Origin of the sequence: Nonomuraea thailandensis (genome assembly GCF_024172165.1) — a bacterium.
GTDB classification, from domain to species: Bacteria; Actinomycetota; Actinomycetes; order Streptosporangiales; family Streptosporangiaceae; genus Nonomuraea; species Nonomuraea thailandensis.
The window spans coordinates 9,774,361-9,793,695 of record NZ_JAMZEB010000002.1; the positions used below are offsets into that span (position 1 = coordinate 9,774,361).

General features: G+C 70.1%; 20 protein-coding genes and 1 tRNA gene. 12 read left to right on the forward strand and 9 right to left on the reverse strand.

What is annotated here, in order from left to right:
• The first annotated feature begins 64 nt into the window (after nt 1-64).
• Nucleotides 65-745, forward strand: coding sequence for a Crp/Fnr family transcriptional regulator (locus tag HD597_RS49015; protein WP_043629901.1), 681 nt, complete (start codon nt 65-67; stop codon nt 743-745).
• Here the strand turns inward: HD597_RS49015 and HD597_RS49020 are convergent.
• The 4 genes from HD597_RS49020 to sp36 are packed head-to-tail and all read right to left on the reverse strand — an operon-like array spanning nt 727 to nt 2,968.
• On the reverse strand, nt 727-1,518 hold the full coding sequence (locus HD597_RS49020; protein ID WP_253753950.1) for an MBL fold metallo-hydrolase: 792 nt from the start codon (nt 1,516-1,518) through the stop codon (nt 727-729). The genes HD597_RS49015 and HD597_RS49020 overlap by 19 nt on opposite strands.
• Nucleotides 1,515-2,297, reverse strand: coding sequence for an NUDIX hydrolase (locus HD597_RS49025; protein WP_253759807.1), 783 nt, complete (start codon nt 2,295-2,297; stop codon nt 1,515-1,517). Before HD597_RS49025 ends, HD597_RS49020 begins: the two co-directional genes overlap by 4 nt.
• A 57-nt stretch (nt 2,298-2,354) precedes the next feature.
• Nucleotides 2,355-2,816 carry a RidA family protein gene (locus HD597_RS49030; RefSeq protein WP_253753952.1) on the reverse strand — a complete coding sequence of 154 codons (462 nt, stop codon included), beginning with the start codon at nt 2,814-2,816 and terminating at the stop codon, nt 2,355-2,357.
• A complete protein-coding gene (gene sp36, locus HD597_RS49035) occupies nt 2,813-2,968 on the reverse strand; it encodes a Sp36 family protein (protein WP_148438127.1) in 156 nt (51 codons plus the stop codon). Before sp36 ends, HD597_RS49030 begins: the two co-directional genes overlap by 4 nt.
• 77 nt (nt 2,969-3,045) lie before the next feature.
• Between sp36 and bagA the strand changes: the two genes are divergently transcribed.
• Both bagA and bagB read left to right on the forward strand, forming a co-directional pair.
• A complete protein-coding gene (bagA, locus tag HD597_RS49040) occupies nt 3,046-4,047 on the forward strand; it encodes an ATPase BagA (RefSeq protein WP_253753954.1) in 1,002 nt (333 codons plus the stop codon).
• Nucleotides 4,044-5,171 (forward strand): ATPase BagB, encoded by a 1,128-nt coding sequence (bagB, locus tag HD597_RS49045; RefSeq protein WP_253753956.1) that lies wholly within the window; start codon nt 4,044-4,046, stop codon nt 5,169-5,171. Before bagA ends, bagB begins: the two co-directional genes overlap by 4 nt.
• 48 nt (nt 5,172-5,219) lie before the next feature.
• Here bagB and HD597_RS49050 read toward each other — a convergent pair whose 3' ends face one another.
• A complete protein-coding gene (locus tag HD597_RS49050; RefSeq protein ID WP_020542548.1) occupies nt 5,220-5,516 on the reverse strand; it encodes a WhiB family transcriptional regulator in 297 nt (98 codons plus the stop codon).
• A 243-nt stretch (nt 5,517-5,759) separates the two neighbouring features.
• Between HD597_RS49050 and HD597_RS49055 the strand changes: the two genes are divergently transcribed.
• A complete protein-coding gene (locus HD597_RS49055; protein ID WP_253753958.1) occupies nt 5,760-8,045 on the forward strand; it encodes a transglycosylase domain-containing protein in 2,286 nt (761 codons plus the stop codon).
• A 156-nt stretch (nt 8,046-8,201) separates the two neighbouring features.
• Here HD597_RS49055 and HD597_RS49060 read toward each other — a convergent pair whose 3' ends face one another.
• Nucleotides 8,202-8,657: a GatB/YqeY domain-containing protein gene (locus HD597_RS49060; protein ID WP_253753960.1), complete on the reverse strand. Its 456-nt coding sequence runs from the start codon at nt 8,655-8,657 to the stop codon at nt 8,202-8,204.
• Between the two features lie 187 nt (nt 8,658-8,844).
• Here HD597_RS49060 and HD597_RS49065 point away from each other — a divergent pair, with 187 nt between their 5' ends.
• A complete protein-coding gene (locus HD597_RS49065) occupies nt 8,845-9,708 on the forward strand; it encodes a metallophosphoesterase (protein ID WP_253759809.1) in 864 nt (287 codons plus the stop codon).
• Between the two features lie 66 nt (nt 9,709-9,774).
• A tRNA-Pro gene (locus HD597_RS49070) sits at nt 9,775-9,848 on the forward strand.
• Between the two features lie 102 nt (nt 9,849-9,950).
• Here the strand turns inward: HD597_RS49070 and HD597_RS49075 are convergent.
• The 3 genes from HD597_RS49075 to HD597_RS49085 all read right to left on the reverse strand — a co-directional run bounded on the left by HD597_RS49075 (nt 9,951) and on the right by HD597_RS49085 (nt 15,652).
• Complete coding sequence (locus tag HD597_RS49075) at nt 9,951-10,289, reverse strand: site-specific integrase (protein WP_253753962.1); 339 nt, start codon at nt 10,287-10,289, stop codon at nt 9,951-9,953.
• A gap of 180 nt (nt 10,290-10,469) precedes the next feature.
• Nucleotides 10,470-11,069 carry a hypothetical protein gene (locus tag HD597_RS49080; RefSeq protein WP_253753964.1) on the reverse strand — a complete coding sequence of 200 codons (600 nt, stop codon included), beginning with the start codon at nt 11,067-11,069 and terminating at the stop codon, nt 10,470-10,472.
• Entirely contained in the window at nt 11,066-15,652 is a 4,587-nt protein-coding gene (locus HD597_RS49085; protein ID WP_253753966.1) for an RHS repeat-associated core domain-containing protein, read from the reverse strand. Before HD597_RS49085 ends, HD597_RS49080 begins: the two co-directional genes overlap by 4 nt.
• A gap of 160 nt (nt 15,653-15,812) precedes the next feature.
• On the opposite strand from HD597_RS49085, the gene HD597_RS49090 reads away from it, so the two are divergent.
• The 6 genes from HD597_RS49090 (at nt 15,813) to HD597_RS49115 (ending at nt 19,332) form a co-directional block, all read left to right on the forward strand.
• On the forward strand, nt 15,813-15,995 hold the full coding sequence (locus tag HD597_RS49090; RefSeq protein WP_253753968.1) for a hypothetical protein: 183 nt from the start codon (nt 15,813-15,815) through the stop codon (nt 15,993-15,995).
• A 262-nt stretch (nt 15,996-16,257) separates the two neighbouring features.
• The gene (locus tag HD597_RS49095) at nt 16,258-16,833 is read left to right on the forward strand and encodes a hypothetical protein (RefSeq protein ID WP_253753970.1); all 576 of its coding nucleotides are present in this window, start codon (nt 16,258-16,260) and stop codon (nt 16,831-16,833) included.
• A 221-nt stretch (nt 16,834-17,054) separates the two neighbouring features.
• A complete protein-coding gene (locus tag HD597_RS49100) occupies nt 17,055-17,384 on the forward strand; it encodes a PadR family transcriptional regulator (protein ID WP_253753973.1) in 330 nt (109 codons plus the stop codon).
• 2 nt (nt 17,385-17,386) lie between these two features.
• Complete coding sequence (locus tag HD597_RS49105) at nt 17,387-17,794, forward strand: DUF1048 domain-containing protein (RefSeq protein ID WP_253753975.1); 408 nt, start codon at nt 17,387-17,389, stop codon at nt 17,792-17,794.
• A complete protein-coding gene (locus tag HD597_RS49110) occupies nt 17,791-18,555 on the forward strand; it encodes an ABC transporter ATP-binding protein (RefSeq protein WP_253753978.1) in 765 nt (254 codons plus the stop codon). Before HD597_RS49105 ends, HD597_RS49110 begins: the two co-directional genes overlap by 4 nt.
• A 12-nt stretch (nt 18,556-18,567) precedes the next feature.
• Entirely contained in the window at nt 18,568-19,332 is a 765-nt protein-coding gene (locus tag HD597_RS49115; protein WP_253753980.1) for an ABC transporter permease, read from the forward strand.
• The last annotated feature ends 3 nt before the right edge of the window (nt 19,333-19,335 follow it).

Below are 19,335 nucleotides of genomic sequence, written 5' to 3' on the forward strand. Positions count from 1 at the left end.
ATTCCCATAACCTGTGTGTGCTGCCCGGAGTGGGGTGAGTCACAATGGCAGCAGAGGAGGCAGAGTGAACACCGAAGATGTGCTGGGCAAGGCCCCCCTGTTCGCCGCGCTGGACCGCGAGAGCGCCGCTGCGCTGCGCACGAGCATCACCGAGGTCCAGCTGTCGAAGGGGCAGACGCTCTTCCACGAGAACGAGACGGGCGACCGGCTCTACGTGGTGCTGGAAGGCAAGATCAAGCTTTCCCGCACCTCCCCGGACGGGCGGGAGAACCTGCTGAGCGTGCTGGGGCCGAGCGAGATGTTCGGCGAGCTGTCGCTGTTCGACCCGCGACCGCGCACGGCCACGGCGACGGCGCTGACCGAGGTACGGCTGGCCGGGCTCGGGCACGACGACCTGCGGCCCTGGCTGACCGGCCGGCCCGAGGTCGCGCTGCACCTGCTGCGCGCGCTGGCGCAGCGGCTGCGCCGGACCAACGACGTGCTGGCCGACCTGGTCTTCACCGACGTGCCCGGGCGGGTGGCCAAGCAGCTGCTCGACCTGGCCGAGCGGTTCGGCACCAAGACCGACGACGGTCTGCGGGTGCACCACGACCTGACCCAGGAGGAGCTGGCGCAGCTCGTCGGCGCCTCCCGTGAGACGGTCAACAAGGCGCTGGCCGACTTCGCGCAGCGTGGCTGGCTGCGGATCGAGGCCAAGGCCGTGGTCATCCTCGACATGGACCGGCTCTACAACCGGTCGAGGTAGTCGAGCTGGGCCGCCACCGACATCTCGGCGGCCGGCCAGAGCGAGCGGTCGACGTCGGCGTACACGATCTTGACGATCTGGCGTGGCGTGCGGGCGCCCTGTGCGCGCGCCGCCCTGATCTGGTCGAGCCGCTGTCTCCGGTGCGCGATGTACCCGTCGAGCGCGCCGATGGGGTCGGGCAGCACCGGCCCGTGACCGGGCAGCAGGGCCCGCGCCTCCAGGCCCTCGGCCGCCGCCCTGAGCCGGTCGAGGCTGCGCAGGTAGTCGGCCAGGCCGCCGTCGCGGGCGATGATCGTGGTGCCCCTGCCGAGCACGGTGTCGCCGGTCAGCATCGCCCGGTCGGCGGGCAGCCAGAAGCACAGCGAGTCGAACGAGTGGCCCGGCGTGCCGTACACGTGGATCTCCAGGCCGCCCACGGTCACCACGTCGCCGTCGCCGAGGCCCTCCTCGCCCAGGCGGTGCCGCGGGTCCAGGGCGCGCACGGGCGCGTCCACCATGCGGGCGAACGCGCGCGCGCCGCCGCTGTGGTCGAAGTGGCCGTGGGTGAGCAGGATCCCGGTGACGCGGCGCTCGCCGAGGTGGTCGCGCACACGGCCGAGGTGCGCCTGGTCGTCCGGGCCCGGATCGACGACGACCACCTCCTCGCCGGTTCCGATCACCCACGTGTTGGTGCCGTCGAGGGTCATCGCGGAGGGGTTGGGGGCGAGCAGGTTCTCGGCGTGTTCCGTACGGGAACCGTCGGGCGTGTCGAGCGGGATGTGCAGGCCGCTCATCGCGTCACCAGCCGCATCTCACCCTCGATCTCCACGGCCCTGGGCATGATCGTCTCGATCTCCCTGGGCGCGGCCAGGACGCCCGCCACGCTGTCGTACGCGGTGAGCTCGGTCAGCGTGTGATGGGTGGGCGGCATCAGGAAGAACTCGCCGTTCAGCGCCTCGCCGGGGCGCCGCCACACCACCCGGTCGGCCTCCCCGCCCACGTCGCGCGTGCGCTGCCCCTCGGGCAGCACGGCGACGAAGAACCGGGTGTCGAAGCGCCTGCGCTCGATCTCCGGCGTGATCCAGTGGGCCCAGGCCTTGAGCAGGTCGGCGCGGAGCACCAGGCCGCGCCTGGCGAGGAAGTCGGCGAAGCCGAGGCTGCGGTCGATGAGCGCCAGCCTGTCGGCCTCCCAGTCGTCGCCTGTCGTGTCGGCCACCACCGAGTCGGGCCCGGGGCCCGCCAGGAGCACCCCGGACTCCTCGAACGTCTCGCGCACGGCCGCGCACACCAGCCCGCGCGCCAGCCGTTCGTCGGCCTTGAAGACCTCGCCCCACTCCGCCGGGGACGGCCCGGCCCAGGCGACGGCCTGGTCGGTGTCGCGCACGTCCACGGAGCCTCCGGGGAAGACGTACGCGCCCGCGGCGAAGGCCATCGTCGCCTTGCGCCGCAGCAGATAGACCTCGGGCCCCGGGCGCAGGAGCACCACCGTGGCGGCGTCCCGCGCCGGCACCGGCTGGACCCGGCCGGCCAGGACGTCCCGCGCCCGGTCGGCGAGCTCGGCAGGAAGTGGCAATCCGGTCACATGACCTCCTCCTAGAACATCACTCGGTCATGGTGACATATGCCCGCTTCAGCCGACTTCGGCGATCAGCTCCACCTCGACGGGCGCGTCCAGCGGCAGGGCGGCCACGCCCACGGCGCTGCGCGCGTGCCTGCCCTGCTCCCCGAACACCTCGGCGAGCAGGTCACTGGCGCCGTTGGCCACCTGCGGCTGCTCGATGAAGTCGGGCGCGCTGGCCACGAAGACCACGACCTTGACGATCCGCCGCACCCGGGACAGCTCGCCCAGCTCGGCCTTCAGGGCGGCCAGCGCGTTGAGCACGCAGATGCGGGCCTGCGCCTTGCCCTCGTCGACGCCCAGGTCGACGCCGAGCTTGCCGGTCTGGTGCAGCTTGCCCTCGATCATCGGCACCTGACCCGAGGTGTAGATCAGGTCGCCGGTGCGGGCGGTGGGCACGTAGGAGCCCGCCGGCGTGGCGGGCGACGGCAGGGTGAACCCCAGCTCCTCGACTCGCTGCTCGGGCGTCGTCACTGCTTCTCCCGCTTGAAGTAGGCGACCAGCTGCTCGGGCGTGGCGCCCTGGACGATCTGGACCAGCTCCCAGCCGTCGGCGCCGAAGTTGTCGAGGATCATCTTCGTGTTGTGGATCAGCACGGGTGCCGTGAGGTACTCCCATTTCTTCATGGGGATCAGCGTAGTGTGAGCAATCTCAAAGGTTGGTCGCAGGCAGACGACAAGTGACCGTTCGGTAGCGTGGTGGCGTGGACTCTCCGGACACGGCTTGGGCCGACGTACGACTGCACGTCGTCACCGGCAAGGGCGGCACCGGCAAGACGACCGTCGCCGCCGCTCTCGCTCTCGCCCTGGCCTCGGGCGGCCGCAAGGTGCTGCTGGTGGAGGTGGAGGGCCGGCAGGGCATCGCGCAGATCTTCGACCTGCCGCCGCTGCCGTACGAGGAGCGAAGGATCGCGGTCGCGCCGGACGGCGGTGACGTGTACGCGCTGGCCATCGACCCCGAGGAGGCCATGCTCGAGTACATGGAGATGTTCTACGGGATGCGCAGGGCGGGCCGGGCGCTGACCAAGATGGGCATCGTCGACTTCGCCACCACCGTGGCCCCCGGCTTCCGCGACGTGCTCGTCACCGGCAAGACCACCGAGGCCGTGCGCAGGCGTGGCAAGAACGGCCGCCGCATCTACGACGCCGTCGTGCTCGACGCCCCGCCCACCGGCCGCATCACGCGCTTCCTGAACGTCACCAAGGAGGTGGCGGGCCTGGCCAGGGTCGGCCCCATCAAGAACCACTCCGACCTGGTCAGCGGCGTCGTGAAGTCCCCCGAGACGGCTGTGCACTTCGTCACGCTGCTGGAGGAGATGCCGGTACAGGAGACCCTCGACGGGATCTCGGAGCTGCGCGCGGCGGGCCTGCCGCCCGGCGGGATCTTCATCAACATGGTGCGCCAGTCCCTGCTGCCACAGGCCGCTCTTGACACGGCTGTCAAGGGCCGCTTCGACTCCGAGGAGCTGGCGCTGGGCCTCAAGGCGGCCGGCGTGACCGACGGCTCGCAGGCCTCGGCGCTGGCCGGGGCGCTCGCCGAGGAGATCGTGGAGCACGCCCGCCGCACCGAGCTGGAGCGCGCCGAGCGGGAGACGCTGGCCGGGGCAGGGCTGACGAGGTACGAGCTGCCGCTGCTGGCCGACGGCGTGGACCTGGCCGGCCTGTACGAGCTGGCAGAGAGCATGCGCACCCAGGGAGCAGCGTGAAGAAGCCCGCCAGGCTCGACATCGACGCCATCCTCGATGACAAGGGCACCAGGATCGTCGTCTGCTGCGGCGCCGGCGGCGTGGGCAAGACGACGACCGCGGCGGCGCTCGGCCTGCGTGCCGCCGAGCGCGGCAGGTGCGCGGTCGTGCTGACCGTCGACCCGGCCAGGCGGCTGGCCCAGTCGATGGGCCTGACCGAGCTGGACAACACGCCGCGCCTGGTCAGCTCGCCCGAGGGCGGCGGCCAGCTCTACGCGATGATGCTCGACATGAAGCGCACGTTCGACGAGATCATCGAGGCGCACGCCGATCCCGTGCGGGCCCGCCAGATCCTGTCGAACCCCTTCTACCAGTCCCTGTCGTCCAGCTTCTCGGGCACGCAGGAGTACATGGCCATGGAGAAGCTGGGCCAGCTCCGCCGCTCCGACGAGTGGGATCTGATCATCGTCGACACGCCGCCCTCACGCTCGGCGCTCGACTTCCTCGACGCGCCCGAGCGGCTCGGGCGCTTCCTCGACGGCCGGTTCATCAAGCTCCTGACGGCGCCCGCCAAGGCGGGAGGGCGCAGCGCGTTCCGGCTGCTCAACGCCGGGTTCGGGCTGATGGCAGGGGCGATGACCAAGCTGCTCGGCGCCCAGGTGATCAAGGATCTGCAGACCTTCGTGTCGGCGCTCGACGCGGTGTTCGGCGGGTTCAGGCAGCGGGCCGAGATGACGTACCGGCTGCTGCAGGCGCCAGGCACGGCCTTCCTGGTGGTCGCCGCGCCGGAGCGCGACGCGATGCGCGAGGCGTCCTACTTCGTCGAACGCCTGGCCGAGGAGCGTATGCCCCTGGCCGGCCTCGTCGTCAACCGGGTGCACGAGGTGCCCGCGTCGGGGCTCTCCGCCGCCCGCAGCGCCGCCGCCGCGGAGGACTTGGAGTCGAGGGGCGAGCACGAGCTCACCGCGGCCGTGCTGCGGCTGCACGCCGGGCGAATGCAGCTCGCCGCTCGCGAAAGCCGCGAGCAGGAGCATTTCGTCTCGGCCCACCCCACGGTGCCCGTGGTTCAGGTCCGCGCCATGTCCGAGGACGTTCACGATCTCACCGGGTTGCGGGAGATCGGAAACCTGCTGGCCACCGCATAGAAGTACGGCCGGCGGCGGCGCCGGCCGTACGCGGTCGCCGGGCTGGGGTCAGCCCGCGATCAGCTCGTTGGTTCGTTCGTACTCTTCCTTGGCCGACTCGAGCAGCTCTCGCCACGAGTCCACATCGGGCCGCCGTCGAAGCAGCGCACGTCGTTCCCGTTCAGTCATACCGCCCCACACCCCGAACTCGATGCGGTTGTCCAGCGCATCGGCGAGGCATTCAGTACGGACCGGGCAGCCACGGCAGATGAGCTTGGCCCTGTTCTGCGCGGCGCCCTGCACGAACAGGGCATCCGGATCCGCACCCTTACAGGCGGCACGGGAGGTCCAATCCGTGATCCACATTGTTCGACCCCACTCCCCTTAGGTGGTCAGTCGTCATTTGGGGCCGACGGGCGCGGGCGCCGAGCCTCCGTATTCAGTTGCCGCAGAGGAGAACGTACGCAACTACACGTTCGGGCCGACAGACCCCAGAGGACCAATTTCTCGCGGCCGTCTTGACCGGGAATGACTAGTCACCCCCGTCAGTCAAGGCGAAATGGTGTCGTGCTACCGATTCGGTCAGTGTTTCCGCGTACTCTTGGTAGCGTGCAAGCGCAGCGCAAAGATCGCTCCAACCCCGTGCTCAACGTCCTGCGGCTCATCATCGCGGGCGCGGCTGCGGGGGTGCTCGCGGCTGCCGTTGCCTTGCCCGCCGTCGGCGGGGCGGGCATGTCCACCAGGAGCGCGGTGGACGCACTCAACCTCAAGCCCGAAGAGCTCGACGAACCTCCTCTTTCCGAACGCACCGAGATCTTTGACGCCGACGGTAAGAAGATCGCCCAGTTCTACTTCGAGAACCGGCAGTCCGTGACCCTCGACAAGGTCGCCCCGATCATGCAGACAGCGCTGATCGCGATCGAGGACTTCCGTTTCTACCAGCACGGGCCGATCGATGTGGAGGGAACGGTCAGAGCGCTGCTGAAGAATGTGAGCAGCGGCGGCGTCATGCAGGGCGGCTCGTCGATCACCCAGCAGTACGTCAAGCAGGTGCTGGTCAACAAGGCGGAGACACCCGAGGAGCAGGCGGCGGCCATCGCCCCCACGGTCTCGCGCAAGCTGTCGGAGCTGCGCAACGCCATGGCGATCGAGAAGAAGTACTCGAAGAACCAGATTCTCGAGAAATATCTCAACATCGCCTACTTCGGCGCGGGCGCCCACGGCATCCAGGCGGCGGCCAAGCGCTTCTTCGACAAGCCTGCCTCCGAGCTCAACCTCGTCGAGGCCGCCACGCTCGCCGGCGCCGTCCAGAACCCGGCCAGGACCGACCCCAACGTGGGCCCCGAGTCCCGCCAGCGGCTGCTGGAGCGGCGCAACACCGTGCTCGACCGGATGGCCGAGCTGAAGAAGATCTCCGCCGAGGAGGCCGCGGCCGCCAAGGAGAAGAAGCTGGGCTACAAGGACGTCAAGGTGCCCGGCGGCTGCGAGGCCAGCAAATATCCGTACTTCTGCCTCTACGTCCAGTACGAGATCCTCAACAACGAGGACTTCGGGAAGAACCAGGACGAGCGCAGGAAGCTGCTCCAGCGCGGCGGCCTGCGGATCAAGACCACGCTCGACCCGAAGATGCAGGAGGCCGCCGAGAAGGCGATCAAGAAGTACGTCAGCACCAAGGACAAGCCCGTGGCCTCGCAGGCCATGGTGGTGCCCGGCACCGGCGAGATCAAGGCGATGGCCAGCTCGCGCAAGTTCGGCGGCAGCAAGAAGAAGAACGAGATGAGCTACAACATCGTGGCCGACGCCGCGCACGGCGGCGGTCGCGGGTTCCAGCAGGGCTCGACGGCCAAGGTCTACACGCTGGCCGCCGCGCTGGAGGAGGGCCTGAAGTACGACGACGGCTTCCCCTCCCCCGCGGGCTACCAGGCCAACGGCTACAGCGCGTTCAAGAACTGCAAGAACCAGAACGTCGGCGACCCCAGCCACACGGTCCGCAACTCCAGCGAGGGCGGCGGCGGCTTCAAGACCCTGGAGACCGGCACCTGGGGCTCGGTGAACACGTTCTTCATCAAGCTGCAGGAGAAGGTCGGGCTCTGCGACACCGTCAAGATGGCCAAGAAGCTCGGCGTCAAGCGGGCCGACGGGCAGAAGCTGTCGGAGGTCGAGACGTTCACGCTCGGGGTCAACGAGGTCGACCCCGTCACGATCGCCAGCTCCTACGCCGTCTTCGCCTCGCGCGGCCAGTACTGCAAGCCGCTGGCCATCACCGAGATCAAGGACCGCTTCGGCAAGGCCAAGCAGTACAAGCCGAAGTGCTCCCAGGTGCTGGAGGAGGAGGTCGCCGACGCGGTCAGCGGCATCCTGTCCGGGGTGTTCACCAAGGGCACGATGACCGAGGTCGGCGGGATCGGGCGCGACGCGGCCGGCAAGACGGGCACGACCGACAACTACATGTCGGCCTGGTTCGCCGGCTACACGCCGAACATGTCCTCCGCCGTCAGCCTGGGCGACCCGCGCGGCACCTCGGCGCACAAGCTGATCGGGATCACGATCGGCGGGCGCTACTACCCGTACGTGTACGGCGCGTCGATCTCGGGGCGGATCTGGAAGGACTCCATGATCCAGGCGCTCAAGGGGGTCGAGCCGGTCGACTTCCACCCGGTCGACACCTCGCGGTTCGGCGGCTGCACCGACAACTGCGCGCCCAAGCCGAAGAAGGACAAGAAGGACGAGGAAGGGCCCGACGACCCGTTCGACATCTTCGGCCCGGGCAACGACGACGGGCCGCCGGACGGGCGCGGCGGTGACGGGCCGGGCGGCGGCGACGGGCCGGGCGGCGGTCGCGGCGGCCGCGGTGGCGGCGGCGACGCCGGGCCGATCATCACGCCGGGCGGCTGAGAGGCGCTCCCCGGGGCGCTGAGGCCTCCGCCCACATCCGTGGGAGGAGGCCTCGTCTCCGGGGCTCCTGACGGCTTCTGAGGGCTCCTGAGGGGTTTCAGGGGCGCGGGAGAAGCACCATGCGGAGGCTCAGGGCGCAGAGAAGCGCGCGAAGGCCTACTTGGCCAGCCGGGCCTTGACGGCGGCGGCCACCCGGCCGCCCTCGGCCCGCCCGGCGACCTTCGGGTTGACCGCCTTCATGACCTGCCCCATGGCCTGCGGCCCGGCGGCGCCGGTCTCGGCGACGGCGGCCTCCACCAGCTCGGCCAGCTCCTCGTCGGAGAGCTGCGCGGGCAGGTACTCCTCCAGCACCGCCTGCTCGGCCAGCTCCGCCTCGGACTGCTCCTTGCGGCCCGCGTTGGCGAACGCCTCGGCCGCCTCGCGCCGCTTCTTGGCCTCCTTGGTGAGGACCTTGACGACCTCGTCGTCGGACAGCTGCCTGGCCTCCTTGCCCGCGACCTCCTCGACGTTGATCGCGGCCAGTGCCATGCGGACCGTCCTGAGACGTACCTCGTCCTTGCTCTTCAGCGAGGCCGTCAGATCGGCCTTCAGCTTGTCCTTCAATGCGCTCATGCGGTCCATCTTGCCGCCTGCGAGGACCGTCCCGTCGCCGTCCCGCCCCTCCCCCGCCCCTCTTCCGTCCCCGCATCGGCCCTGTCTCCACCTTGTCTCGGCCCCGTCTCGATGCGGTCCGGCCGATGTCGCGCCGGATCTCGGGCATCATGAAGAGGTGAGGAAAGCCGTCGCAGTACCCCTGTCCATGCTCGGTCTCGGCCTTGCCGGGCTGGGTTACGCCTCCGTGGTGGAGCGCAACTGGTTCCGCCTGCGCCGCTTCGACGTGCCCGTGCTGGAGCGCGGCCAGCGTCCCGTGCGCGTCCTCCACCTGTCGGACCTGCACCTGACGCCGGGCCGGACGATGCTGATCAACTGGGTCCGCTCGCTCGGCGCCCTGGAGCCCGACCTCGTCGTCAACACCGGCGACTCGATCGCCCACCCCGAGGCCGTCCCCTCGCTCCTGCACGCCCTGGAGCCCCTGCTGTCGCGCCCGGGCCTGTTCGTCTACGGCTCCAACGACCTGTACGCCCCCGTGCCGAAGAACCCGGCCCGCTACCTGTGGCGCACCTCCAAGAACGACCACCGCCAGCACGTGCCCTCCCTGCCGTGGGAGGAGCTGGGGGCCGGCATGGCGGCCGAGGGCTGGCTCGACATGAACAACACCACGGCCCGCATCAAGGTCGGCGACCTCGACGTGGCCGTGGCGGGCATCCACGACTCCCACATCTCCCGCGACCGCTACGACCTGGTGGCCGGCCCCGCCCCGGCCGACGCCGACCTCCGCCTGGGCGTCATGCACTCCCCCGAGCCGCGCAACATGACCCGCTTCGCCGCCGACGGCTACCAGCTCCTGCTGGCCGGCCACACCCACGGCGGCCAGCTCTGCATTCCCTTCTACGGCGCCCTGGTCACCAACTGCGGCATCGACCGCGCCCGCGTCAAGGGGCTCAGCCGCCACGACTCGGCCTGGCTGCACGTCTCCGCCGGGCTCGGCACCTCCCCGTACGCACCGGTCCGCTTCGCCTGCTTCCCGGAGGCGACTCTGCTGACGCTGGTGCCTCGGAGATAAAGGCGGTCACAAGCACCTTGGAAGTCCGCTAGACTTTTCAAGCACGCACACGACGGGTGTGTGCACCGGGGTGTAGCGCAGCTTGGCAGCGCGCTTCGTTCGGGACGAAGAGGTCGTGGGTTCAAATCCCGCCACCCCGACAGAGTTAGACCAGGTAGAGGGCTTGATCCGCTCAGCGGGTCGGGCCCTTTTCCGTTTCTGGAAGTCGATGGGAGCCAATCGGGGAGCCACCTCACTCGGACTCAACCCGTCGGCTTGTCGCCGAAGATTGTGTTCATGGTGTGGGCGCCCTTGGTGATCACTGGCTTGAGCTGGTGCCGGTAGACCGCCTCCGTGACGCTGGTGCCGGCGTGCCCGACGAGATCGGCGATGGTCTCGATGGGTACGCCCTGGTCACTCATGATCGAGACGAACGCCGGCTGCAGCGCCGGATGGCCCTGCAGATCAACCCCAGGCGGGAGACCCCGGCGTTCGAACGCCTCGCTGGTCAGCTCATGGAGGAACTGGCGACGTGGCTGGTGTCCGGCCCTGCGGCCGCACCGAGGCGCCGACGGCGAGGCAACTGAGCTCTCCATCACCACGAACCCGTTTCCGAATGCGCGTCAACCGGCAGGCGCTCCTGCGACTGGGAGGCAACAAGCGCCGTGTTCCGCGCGAACGGCGTGATGCGGCGCACCATGAGCGAGGCGGTGGGCGGGGCACCGCATCGCGCTGCTGTGAGCGGCCAGCAGGCCGGGCGGGACACCATCTCGATAAGCGTCTCAGTTCAGGTAGCGCAGTACGTCGAGCCACCGCCGTACCTCGGCCGACAGTCCGGCGTCCCGGATGTGAGCGGCCAGCGGTTCCAGCGGAGAGATCATGTGGTCGATGCGGGCGGCCTTGTCCAGGTCCTCATCGGGCTGGGAATCCAGGAGCATGCCCCGTTCACCCGGGGAGGCGTCCTCCGCCAGGGTGGCGAGGAGGGCTTTGCCCCGCTCTGTCAGGGCCTCGGCCTCCGCGTACGGGACTGCCAGGAGGGAGAGGGCCAGGTGCGCCACGCCGTCCGGGGTCAGTGTTTCCGGCAGGGTGGCGGCGTTCGTCCCGTACCGTAGCTCCCGTTGCGCGAGCCGGGCGGCCCACTGCACGGCGAAGACGGGGTGCAGGCCTTGTTCGACCCCCAGGTCCAGGAGTGAGCAGGCGAAACGCAGTTGCTGCAGCCGCTCGGGCTCGGACGTGATCGGTGGCCTTGCCGAGTGCTGCTCGGCCAGCTCGACCATGGTGTTCCACCAGTGGCCGCTCATGCCCTGCGGGAAGCGCTCGCGCAGCCAGGCCCGCCGGGCGGCGTCGTCCAGCGGGCGGAGAGTGCGGTAGTCGTCGTTCACGAGAATTCTCCGATGTCGCGAGGAGCCTTCCGGCGGACGAAGATGCCGGCATTCTCGAACGCCCGGACGCCCGCTTGCAAGAAGTCCTCGGAGAAACTCCTCTCCGGTGTGTAGTGCCCGGTTTTGTTGTCGATGTACGTGACCGAGCCGTATTGGAACCTGACTTGACCGGCGGCCAGCACCGGGCGGCCGTCGGTCATGACCGGATGCTTGATGTCCCCGGCCATGGTCATGATGCGCAGGGTGTCGTCCGCCTCGACAGAGTAGAGGAAGAACCCGCCGTCCTTGACCGCCTGGCCGAACTCGGGTGTGCCGGCCGTGATGGGAGCCACGCCGGCCTCGGCGGCGGCCTGTTTCTCGCCCGCCAGGCGTTCGGGGTAGCGGTTCGGCACCGGGTCGTACGGGCTCAGCCCCAGGGGGTCGGCCCAGCGGGCCGGATTGAGCACGTACCCGTGCGGGACCAGCCCTCCGCCGAGGCCGAGGGGGTCGGTGCTGAGGTAGGCGCCGGTTTGCGGGTCGTAGTGGCGGAAGAGGTTGTAGTGGAGCCCGCTCTCCTCGTCGGCGTACTGGCCGGGGAAGCGTAGGGGGCAGTCGGCTCCCGCCGAGATCGGCCCGGTGGAGGCGCCCCAGAGGCTGTTCCGGCTCCGCCAGGCCACCCGGCCGGCCGGGTCGACGAGCTCGGCGGGGCTGCCGATCAGGTCGGTGACGATCGCGTAGAAGCGCTCATCGACCTGCTCGCCGGAGAGTTCTGCCTGCTCGCCCGAGAGTTCGAGCTGGGTCACGGGGCGGAAGGTGCCCGGCTCCCACTCCCATACGGTGGTCCGCCCGTCGTGGATCTGCTCCACGAGAACGGGACCGTCCCAGACGAACTCGACCCGGGAGGAGCCGTCGGCCCGCTCCTTGGCGATGCGGCGGCCCAGCGCGTCGTAACGGTAGCGCCACCGCTCGCCCGCCGGCGTGACGACGGTGGTCAGGCGGTCGTCGGCGTCCCACGTGTAGCGCCAGATCTGGTCCTTCCCCGACAGCCTCTTCCGCCTGCGCAGCACGACCCGGCCCTGCCGGTCGTGGTCGAGGTGCACGCGCCCGGCGCGGCGGACGGTGGTCCCGGTGTAGGAGCGTTCGCCTCGGGTGTCCGTGAGGCCCGGGCCGGTGGCGTGGACCAGCCGGCCGGCCGGGTCGTAGGCGTACTGCTCGGTCCAGTTCGGGCCGGACAGGTCCGTGACGCGACCGGCGGGGTCGAGTTCGAAGCGGCGGCGTCCGGCGAGCAGGTCGTCGATCTCGGCGAGCTGAGCGTCCGGACGGTAGCTGTAGGTGCGCCGCTGGACGATCCGGGCGCCGCGGCCGTGCGGGGCCGAGGTTCCGGTGTGCAGGGTCTGGGCCCGCAGGCGGGAGTCGGTGTCCCATTCGTGGCTGAGTACGGTGTCCGGCCCCAGGCTGCGGCCGGTCTCGCGGCCTGCCAGGTCGTGGGTGAAGCCGATGGTGCGTCCGCCGGTGCGCAGGGTGCGGAGCCGTCCGCCGGCGTCGTATTCCCAGGTGCTCTCCGTGCCGGAGGGGGTGCGCCGGCCGGCGCGCCGGCCGGTGGCGTCGTAGGTGGTGGCGAGCGTGCGGCCGTTGCAGGTCTCGGAGACGATCCGGCCGTACGCGTCGCGGCCGAAGCGCACCTCGGCGTCGGCGTTGGCCGCGTGGACCAGCCTGCCGAGCAGGTCGTAGCCGAAGGCGGCGGTCAGCTCGCCGGACCGCCGCTCGATCACGCGGCCGAGCGGATCGTGAACGAAGCTCGTGACCTCTCCCTCGCCGTTGATCCGCTCGACGAGGCGGCCGGCCCTGTCGTGCCTGTAGGCGAGCACCCGGTCGTCGAAGTCGCTCTCCCGGAGGGGATTGCCCGCGGGGTCGTAGGTGTAGTCCCAGGTCGATCCGGACGGGTTGGTGACGCGGGTCAGCCTCAGCTCGGTGTCGTAGGCGAACTCGATCCGCATGCCGTCCGGGGTGACCTGGGCGGCCGGCAGGTCGAAGGGGCCGACCTCGACCCGGGTGCGCCGGCCGAGCGCGTCGAGGTGTTCGATGAGGTTGTTCTCGGCGTCGTACGCCCAACGCTCCTCGGCGCCGCCGGGCAGGACGCGGCCGGCCAGCCGGCCCTCCACCGTCCAGGTCAGGCGGGTGAGGTTGCCCAGCGGGTCCGTCACCGCGGTGACGCGGCCGAACGCGTCACGGTCGTAGCGGGTGGTGGCGCCGAGCGGGTCGGTGATCGTGGTGGGCAGGCCGGCGGCGTTGCAGGCGATGGCACGGACGTGGCCGAGGGCGTCGGAGATCGACGTGAGCCGGCCGCGTTCGTCGTAGGTGTAGCCGGTGGTGCTGTCCGTGAGCAGGTTGCCCCGGTCGTCGCAGGTCAGCGGCCACCGGGTGCCGTCGAAGTCGGTGACGGCCGTGGGGTGGCCCAGCTCGTCGCGGGCGAAGACGCGGCTCCTGCCGTCCGGGCGGGTGATCGAGGCCAGGGCACCCGCCTCGTCGTAGGCGTAGCCGGTGGTGTGGCCGAGGGGGTCGGTCCGGGCCAGCAGCCGGTCGTGGCGGTCCCAGCGGTAGCCGGTCTGCTCACCGAGCGGGCCGGTCTCCCGGATCACCTGGAACAACTCGTTGTAGTGGTAGGCCGTGACGTGGCCGAGTGAGTCGCGCGCGGTGGTGACGCCGTCGCCGTAGCTGAGCTCGGTGTCGAAGATGCCGTCGATGCCGGTGCCACTTGTGCACCGGCCCTGGTCGTCGTAGGTGTAGGCGTACCAGGTGCCGATCCGGTCCTCCCAGCGCGTCAACCGGCCCTGCTCGTCGTAGGTGAAGCGCAGCGGAAGGCCCGAGGAGTTGATCACCTCGGTCAGCCGGCCCTCCTGGTCGTAGCCGTACGACAGCAGCGTCTGCCCGGCCTCCCGCAGCCGGATGGCGACGATCAGGCCCTCGGACGTCTCGATGTCGAGGTGGTAGCCGCCGGTGTGTTCCACCGCGCTGAGGATCCCGTCGGTGTAGCGCAGGTCGACGCGGTTGCCGTTGCGGTCGCTGATCGCGGTGAGCGGCAGGACCGTCGGTTCCTCACCGGCCTGGCCGGGGCCAGGCGGGAGAGGCGAGAAGTGCAGCAGGTGGCCCGTGTCCGGCTCGGTGACGGTGTAGGCGTCCTCCGTGCGCCGCAGGGTCAGGAGGGGGCCGTCCGCTGGTCGTACGGGGTGCTCGTCGTACGGATGCGGGAAGGCGAGCAGCGCGCCGGTGGCGGTGGCCAGGCACACCCCGTCGTCGTCGATCTCGAGGCGCTGGTCGAAGGTCGAGGCCCAGGACGGGCCGAACCAGCGGCCGCATCGATAGGTCGACAGGTGGGAGCGTTCCAGCCGTAGCGGCAGCACCCCGGGCAGCTCCAGGTCGCTCTGCGGCAGCAGCACGGTGCCGGACGGGAAGTGCACCGGGTCCTTGCTGAAGAACTGCCGGGTCTTCTGCCAGGCCGCGCTCGCCGCGGTCGCCGCCCGCGCGCCGCCGTTCCGGAACGCGGAACGCAGATCCGCGGCCTTCTGACCGGCCCGGACCCCCGCCCCGGCGATGGCGCCGCCCGCAGCCCGCAGCCCGCCCGAGCCGAGGAGCCGGCCACCGCCGGCGCGCACCCCCGCCGCCGCCGCGCTCAAGCCGGCGAAGGCCTTGGCGCCCTGGGCGAGCAGACCGGCGCTCCTGCCGCCGGGCAACATGCCGATGCCGTCCAGGACGACCTGTCCCAGGCTTGCCTTGCCCTGGCGGTACTTGTTCAGGCTGTCGGCGAAGACCACGGCTCCGGCCACGACCGCCGCCCCGAGCAGGATCGCCCCCGCCACCCCGCCCGTCCCGATGATCAGCACGGCGAGACCCGCGACCATGGCCACGTTACGGGCCAGGTTCACGAAGTCGTCCCACGACCGGAACGGGGTGGAGACCGTCTCCCAGGCCTTCTCCAGCCAGGACTTGTTCTGGATCCCGCTGCCCTCCAGCGCCTGCTGGATCTCCTCCGTCGCCCGCCTCTCCGCGTCGCCGCGCAGCCGGGCCGCGTCGTCGGCGATGCGGCGGGCGCGGGAACGGTCGGCGTCGGCGTCGCGAGCCCGCTGCAGGGCGGGCCGCACGCCGGCCTGCACGGCGGGGCCGGCCGCGGTGACCGCCGCTTCGGTCTCGGCCAGCGTGCTCGTCGTGCTCGTGGCCGGCAGGTGGGCGCGCACCTCCCGCAACGCGCCCTGGTACTGCTGGTCGGCGCTCCGGCCCTGGGCCAGCGCGGTCCCCGCCTGGGACTTCGCCTGCCGCAAGCTGTCGGCATACGTGTTCAGCGCGGCGCCCGCGCCGCGGTACGCCCGGCCCAGCTTGGCCAGCTCCGTCGGCAGGCCGGCCAGCGCCTCGGCGTACGGGCCCGCGTAGTCACCCCGCATCCGCAGCGCCGAGCTGTTGCTCGAGACGTTGTTGAGCTTGGCGGTGTTGTCCTCGGCCAGCTTCGCCTGCTCCAGCAGGCGGCCTGCCAGCGCGCGCACCTCGTCCGGATTTCCCGGAGTGGGGTCACCGGCGAGTCCGAGGGTCTCCCAGCCTGCTGGGGTAGTCATGACATCACCCAGGTCTCTGCCTGCTCGCGGGCTGTCGGGACATGTTGCTCAACCGGGTTGTACGCAAGCCGCCCGACGCCGGGTTCAACGGCCGCGAGGAGGATCGGCTACTCCCGCCTGGATCGCCTCAGCGGTGACGTCCCCGAAGGTTCGTGAAGAGATGACCGTGATCACCCAGCCTCCCGAACCCGCCGCCGAGCAGCTGCTGGAGATCGCCGACGCTCTCCTCCCCGGCCACCGCCTCGACGACGCGCGGATCACGGCCGGCAACGACGGGCGGCCTCTGACGAATGTCGAGGGGTTCGTACGCAGCATCGTCGCCTGGCTCGAGAAGGACGCCTGAGGGCTGCGGTCGATGCCGCATCAGCTCGAAGCACTGGGCGGATCTGCTTGCGGTGGACAGCTTCAGGAACGTCGACCACCCGCCGCGAGCAGCGCCGTCGAGAACTTCAAGCCCGGGCATCGGCGAACCGCCGCCGGAAGGCTCAGGACCAGTGCTGGTAGGAGCTGCGGTTGCAGGTCTTGCCGATCGGCATTCGGCTTGTCGGCCCGGGGGACGCTGCCAAGGGGCGGTATGCCGCAGGTATACCGACTAGCATTCTCCGGTGGGCTTCGGCAACCATGCCCGTAAGGTGCGCGACTCCCGGCTGCCGTACCCATGGCGGGTTTCGGCGTTGCGCTCCTGCGTGCAGTTGTATCGGCCGCTCGGCTTCAACGCGACGCTGAGTTATCTCCAGTCGAAGGCCGGGAGATTTCGGTCCGATGAGGCGGCGCTGCTCGGCGCCCTGAATCTCATCGAGGCCAGCCGTGCCGCTCTCCGTGTCGAGCTGGAAACCTATGCGGCACGGCGCCGGGAGGCCAAGAGGCAGGGCCGGAGATCTCCGCGGGCGGAAGATGCCAACCCGAACCGGCAGTGCCGGTGGTACTGGTACGGCGCTCCGCAGGAGGCCGCGCGGCACGCGTTGTGGTTCTGGTCGCGGCATCGCCCGCCTCTTTCCGGCGGTCCGGTTCTGGAGGAGCTGGGCGGATGTGTACAGGCGTGCCTGGATGCCGGTGGCGTGTTCGCGGAGGCGGAGCGCGGCCTTCTCGGCGCCCGGTTGAAGGGGCTTGAGCGACGGCTGCCGACGCCGGAGCTGCTCCGCGTGGTGCGGCACATCGAGGTGGCGGCCGGCCTGCGGTAGGGGGTGGACGCGTTCGCGCCCGCGCGGCGGAGGTCCCGGCGGGGTCGTGTCAGCGTGACGACGGTCCCGTGTCAGCGTGCCGGGCGATGGTGGCCGGCATGAACGGTCAGCGCGGTCCGCCCCCCGCAGAGTCCTCAGTATTCGGTGTTGCTAGGTACCAGTAGTCGGTGTTACTTTGTACCGGTAGTCAGCAACACCGAGTAGCTGAAGGGAGGTGTCCCATGGGCAAGCTCGTGACGGAGATGCTCAAGGGAACGCTGGAGGGCATCGTCCTGGCGATCCTGGCCGGTCGGCCCGCCTACGGCTACGAGATCACCGCCTGGCTGCGCGACCAGGGCTTCTCCGACATCGCCGAGGGCACCATCTACGCCCTGCTGGTCAGGATCGAGCAGCGTGGCCTGGTCGACGTGCAGAAGGTGCCGTCGGAGAAGGGGCCGCCGCGCAAGGTGTACTCCCTCAACGCCCAGGGCCGGGAGTACCTGGAGGAGTTCTGGAAGACCTGGAGCTTCCTGGCCGAACGACTCGAACAGCTTCGCAGAGGAGGCAAGTAGACGTGGCCGACGAGAACAAGAGCCGCTACCTGCACTACCTGGAGATCGTCACCGGCTCCCTGGAGGAGAAGAAGCGCTGGCGGCGGTACAGGGCGCGGGTCAAGCAACTGCCCGAGAACTACCGCATCGCCGTCGAGGCTCTGGAGCGCTACCTGATGCACTTCGGGCCGGCCGACGGCGCGGGCGCGATGACGATGTACGAGGACCTGGCCGACCTGGTCGAGCAGAGCGTGGCCGACGGCATCCCGATCCGCGGTCTCTTCGGCGACGACCCCATCGAGTTCGTCGAGACGTTCATGGCCAACTACCCCCTCGGCCAGTACCGGGCCCGCGAGCGCAACCGCTTCACCAGCGCCATCGCCCGCGCCGCCGGCGAGGCCACCCCACCACGAGACAGGACACAGGGATGACGACCCAGCAAGCCCCGGCAATCCAGGTGCACGGCCTGGAGAAGTCGTACAAGGACCTGCACGTGCTGCGCGGCGTGACCTTCGAGGTGGCGCGGGGCAGCATCTTCGCCCTGCTCGGCTCCAACGGAGCCGGCAAGACCACCGCCGTGAAGATCCTGTCCACGCTGCTCAAGCCCGACGCCGGCACCGCCCGCGTGAACGGCTTCGACGTGGCCAAGCAGGCGGCGGACGTGCGCGAGTCGATCAGCCTCACCGGGCAGTTCGCCGCCGTGGACGAGATCCTCAGCGGGCGGGAGAACCTGGTGCTGGTCGCCCGCCTGCGCCACCTGAGGAACCCCGGCGAGGTCGCCGACGAGCTGCTCGCCCGGTTCTCGCTGACGGAGGCGGGCGGGCGGAAGGTGGCCACCTACTCCGGTGGCATGCGGCGCCGGCTCGACATCGCGATGAGCCTGATCGGCGACCCGCCGGTCATCTTCCTCGACGAGCCCACCACCGGGCTCGACCCCCAGGCCCGCATCGAGGTCTGGCAGGCCGTCAGGGAGCTGGCCGCGGGCGGCACCACGGTGCTGCTCACCACCCAGTACCTGGACGAGGCCGAACAGCTCGCCGACCGGATCGCGATCCTGCACGAGGGCCGGATCCTCGTCAACGGCACCCTGGACGAGCTCAAGCAGCTGCTCCCGCCCGCGAAGGTCGAGTACGTCGAGAAGCAGCCCACCCTTGAGGACGTCTTCCTCTCCCTCGTCGGCACGAAATCCTGAGAGGACACGACAATGAGCAAGCATTTCTTCGGTGACACCACCGTCCTGCTGGGGCGGTCCCTGCGCCACATCACGCGCAGCCCCGACACCATCATCACGACCGCGATCATGCCGATCGCCATGATGCTGATGTTCGTCTACGTGTTCGGCGGCGCGATCAGCACCGGGTCGGGCACGTCGTACGTGAACTACATGCTGCCCGGCATCCTGCTCATCACGGTCGCCTCCGGCATCGCCTACACCGCCTACCGGCTGTTCATGGACATGCAGGGCGGCATCTTCGAGCGCTTCCAGTCGATGCCGACCGCACGCTCGTCGGTGTTGTGGGCGCACGTGCTGACCTCGCTGGTCGCCAACCTGGTCTCGCTCGTGGTCGTGATGCTCGTGGCGCTGCTCATGGGCTTCCGCTCGGGGGCCGGAGTGCTGGCGTGGCTGTCGGTGGCGGGCATCCTGGTCCTGTTCACCCTGGCGCTGACCTGGATCGCCGTCATCCCCGGCCTGTCGGCCAAGACCATGGAGGGGGCGAGCGCGTTCTCCTACCCGCTCATCTTCCTGCCCTTCCTCAGCTCCGCCTTCGTGCCCACGGACACCATGCCCACCCCGCTGCGCGTCTTCGCCGACAACCAGCCGGTGACCTCCATCGTCAACGCCATCCGCGCCCTGTTCGCCGAGCAGCCGGTCGGCAACGACATCTGGGTCGCCCTGGGCTGGTGCGTCGGCATCCTCGTCGTCGCCTACGCCTTCGCCATGAACACCTACCGCCGCAAGATCTCCTGAGGA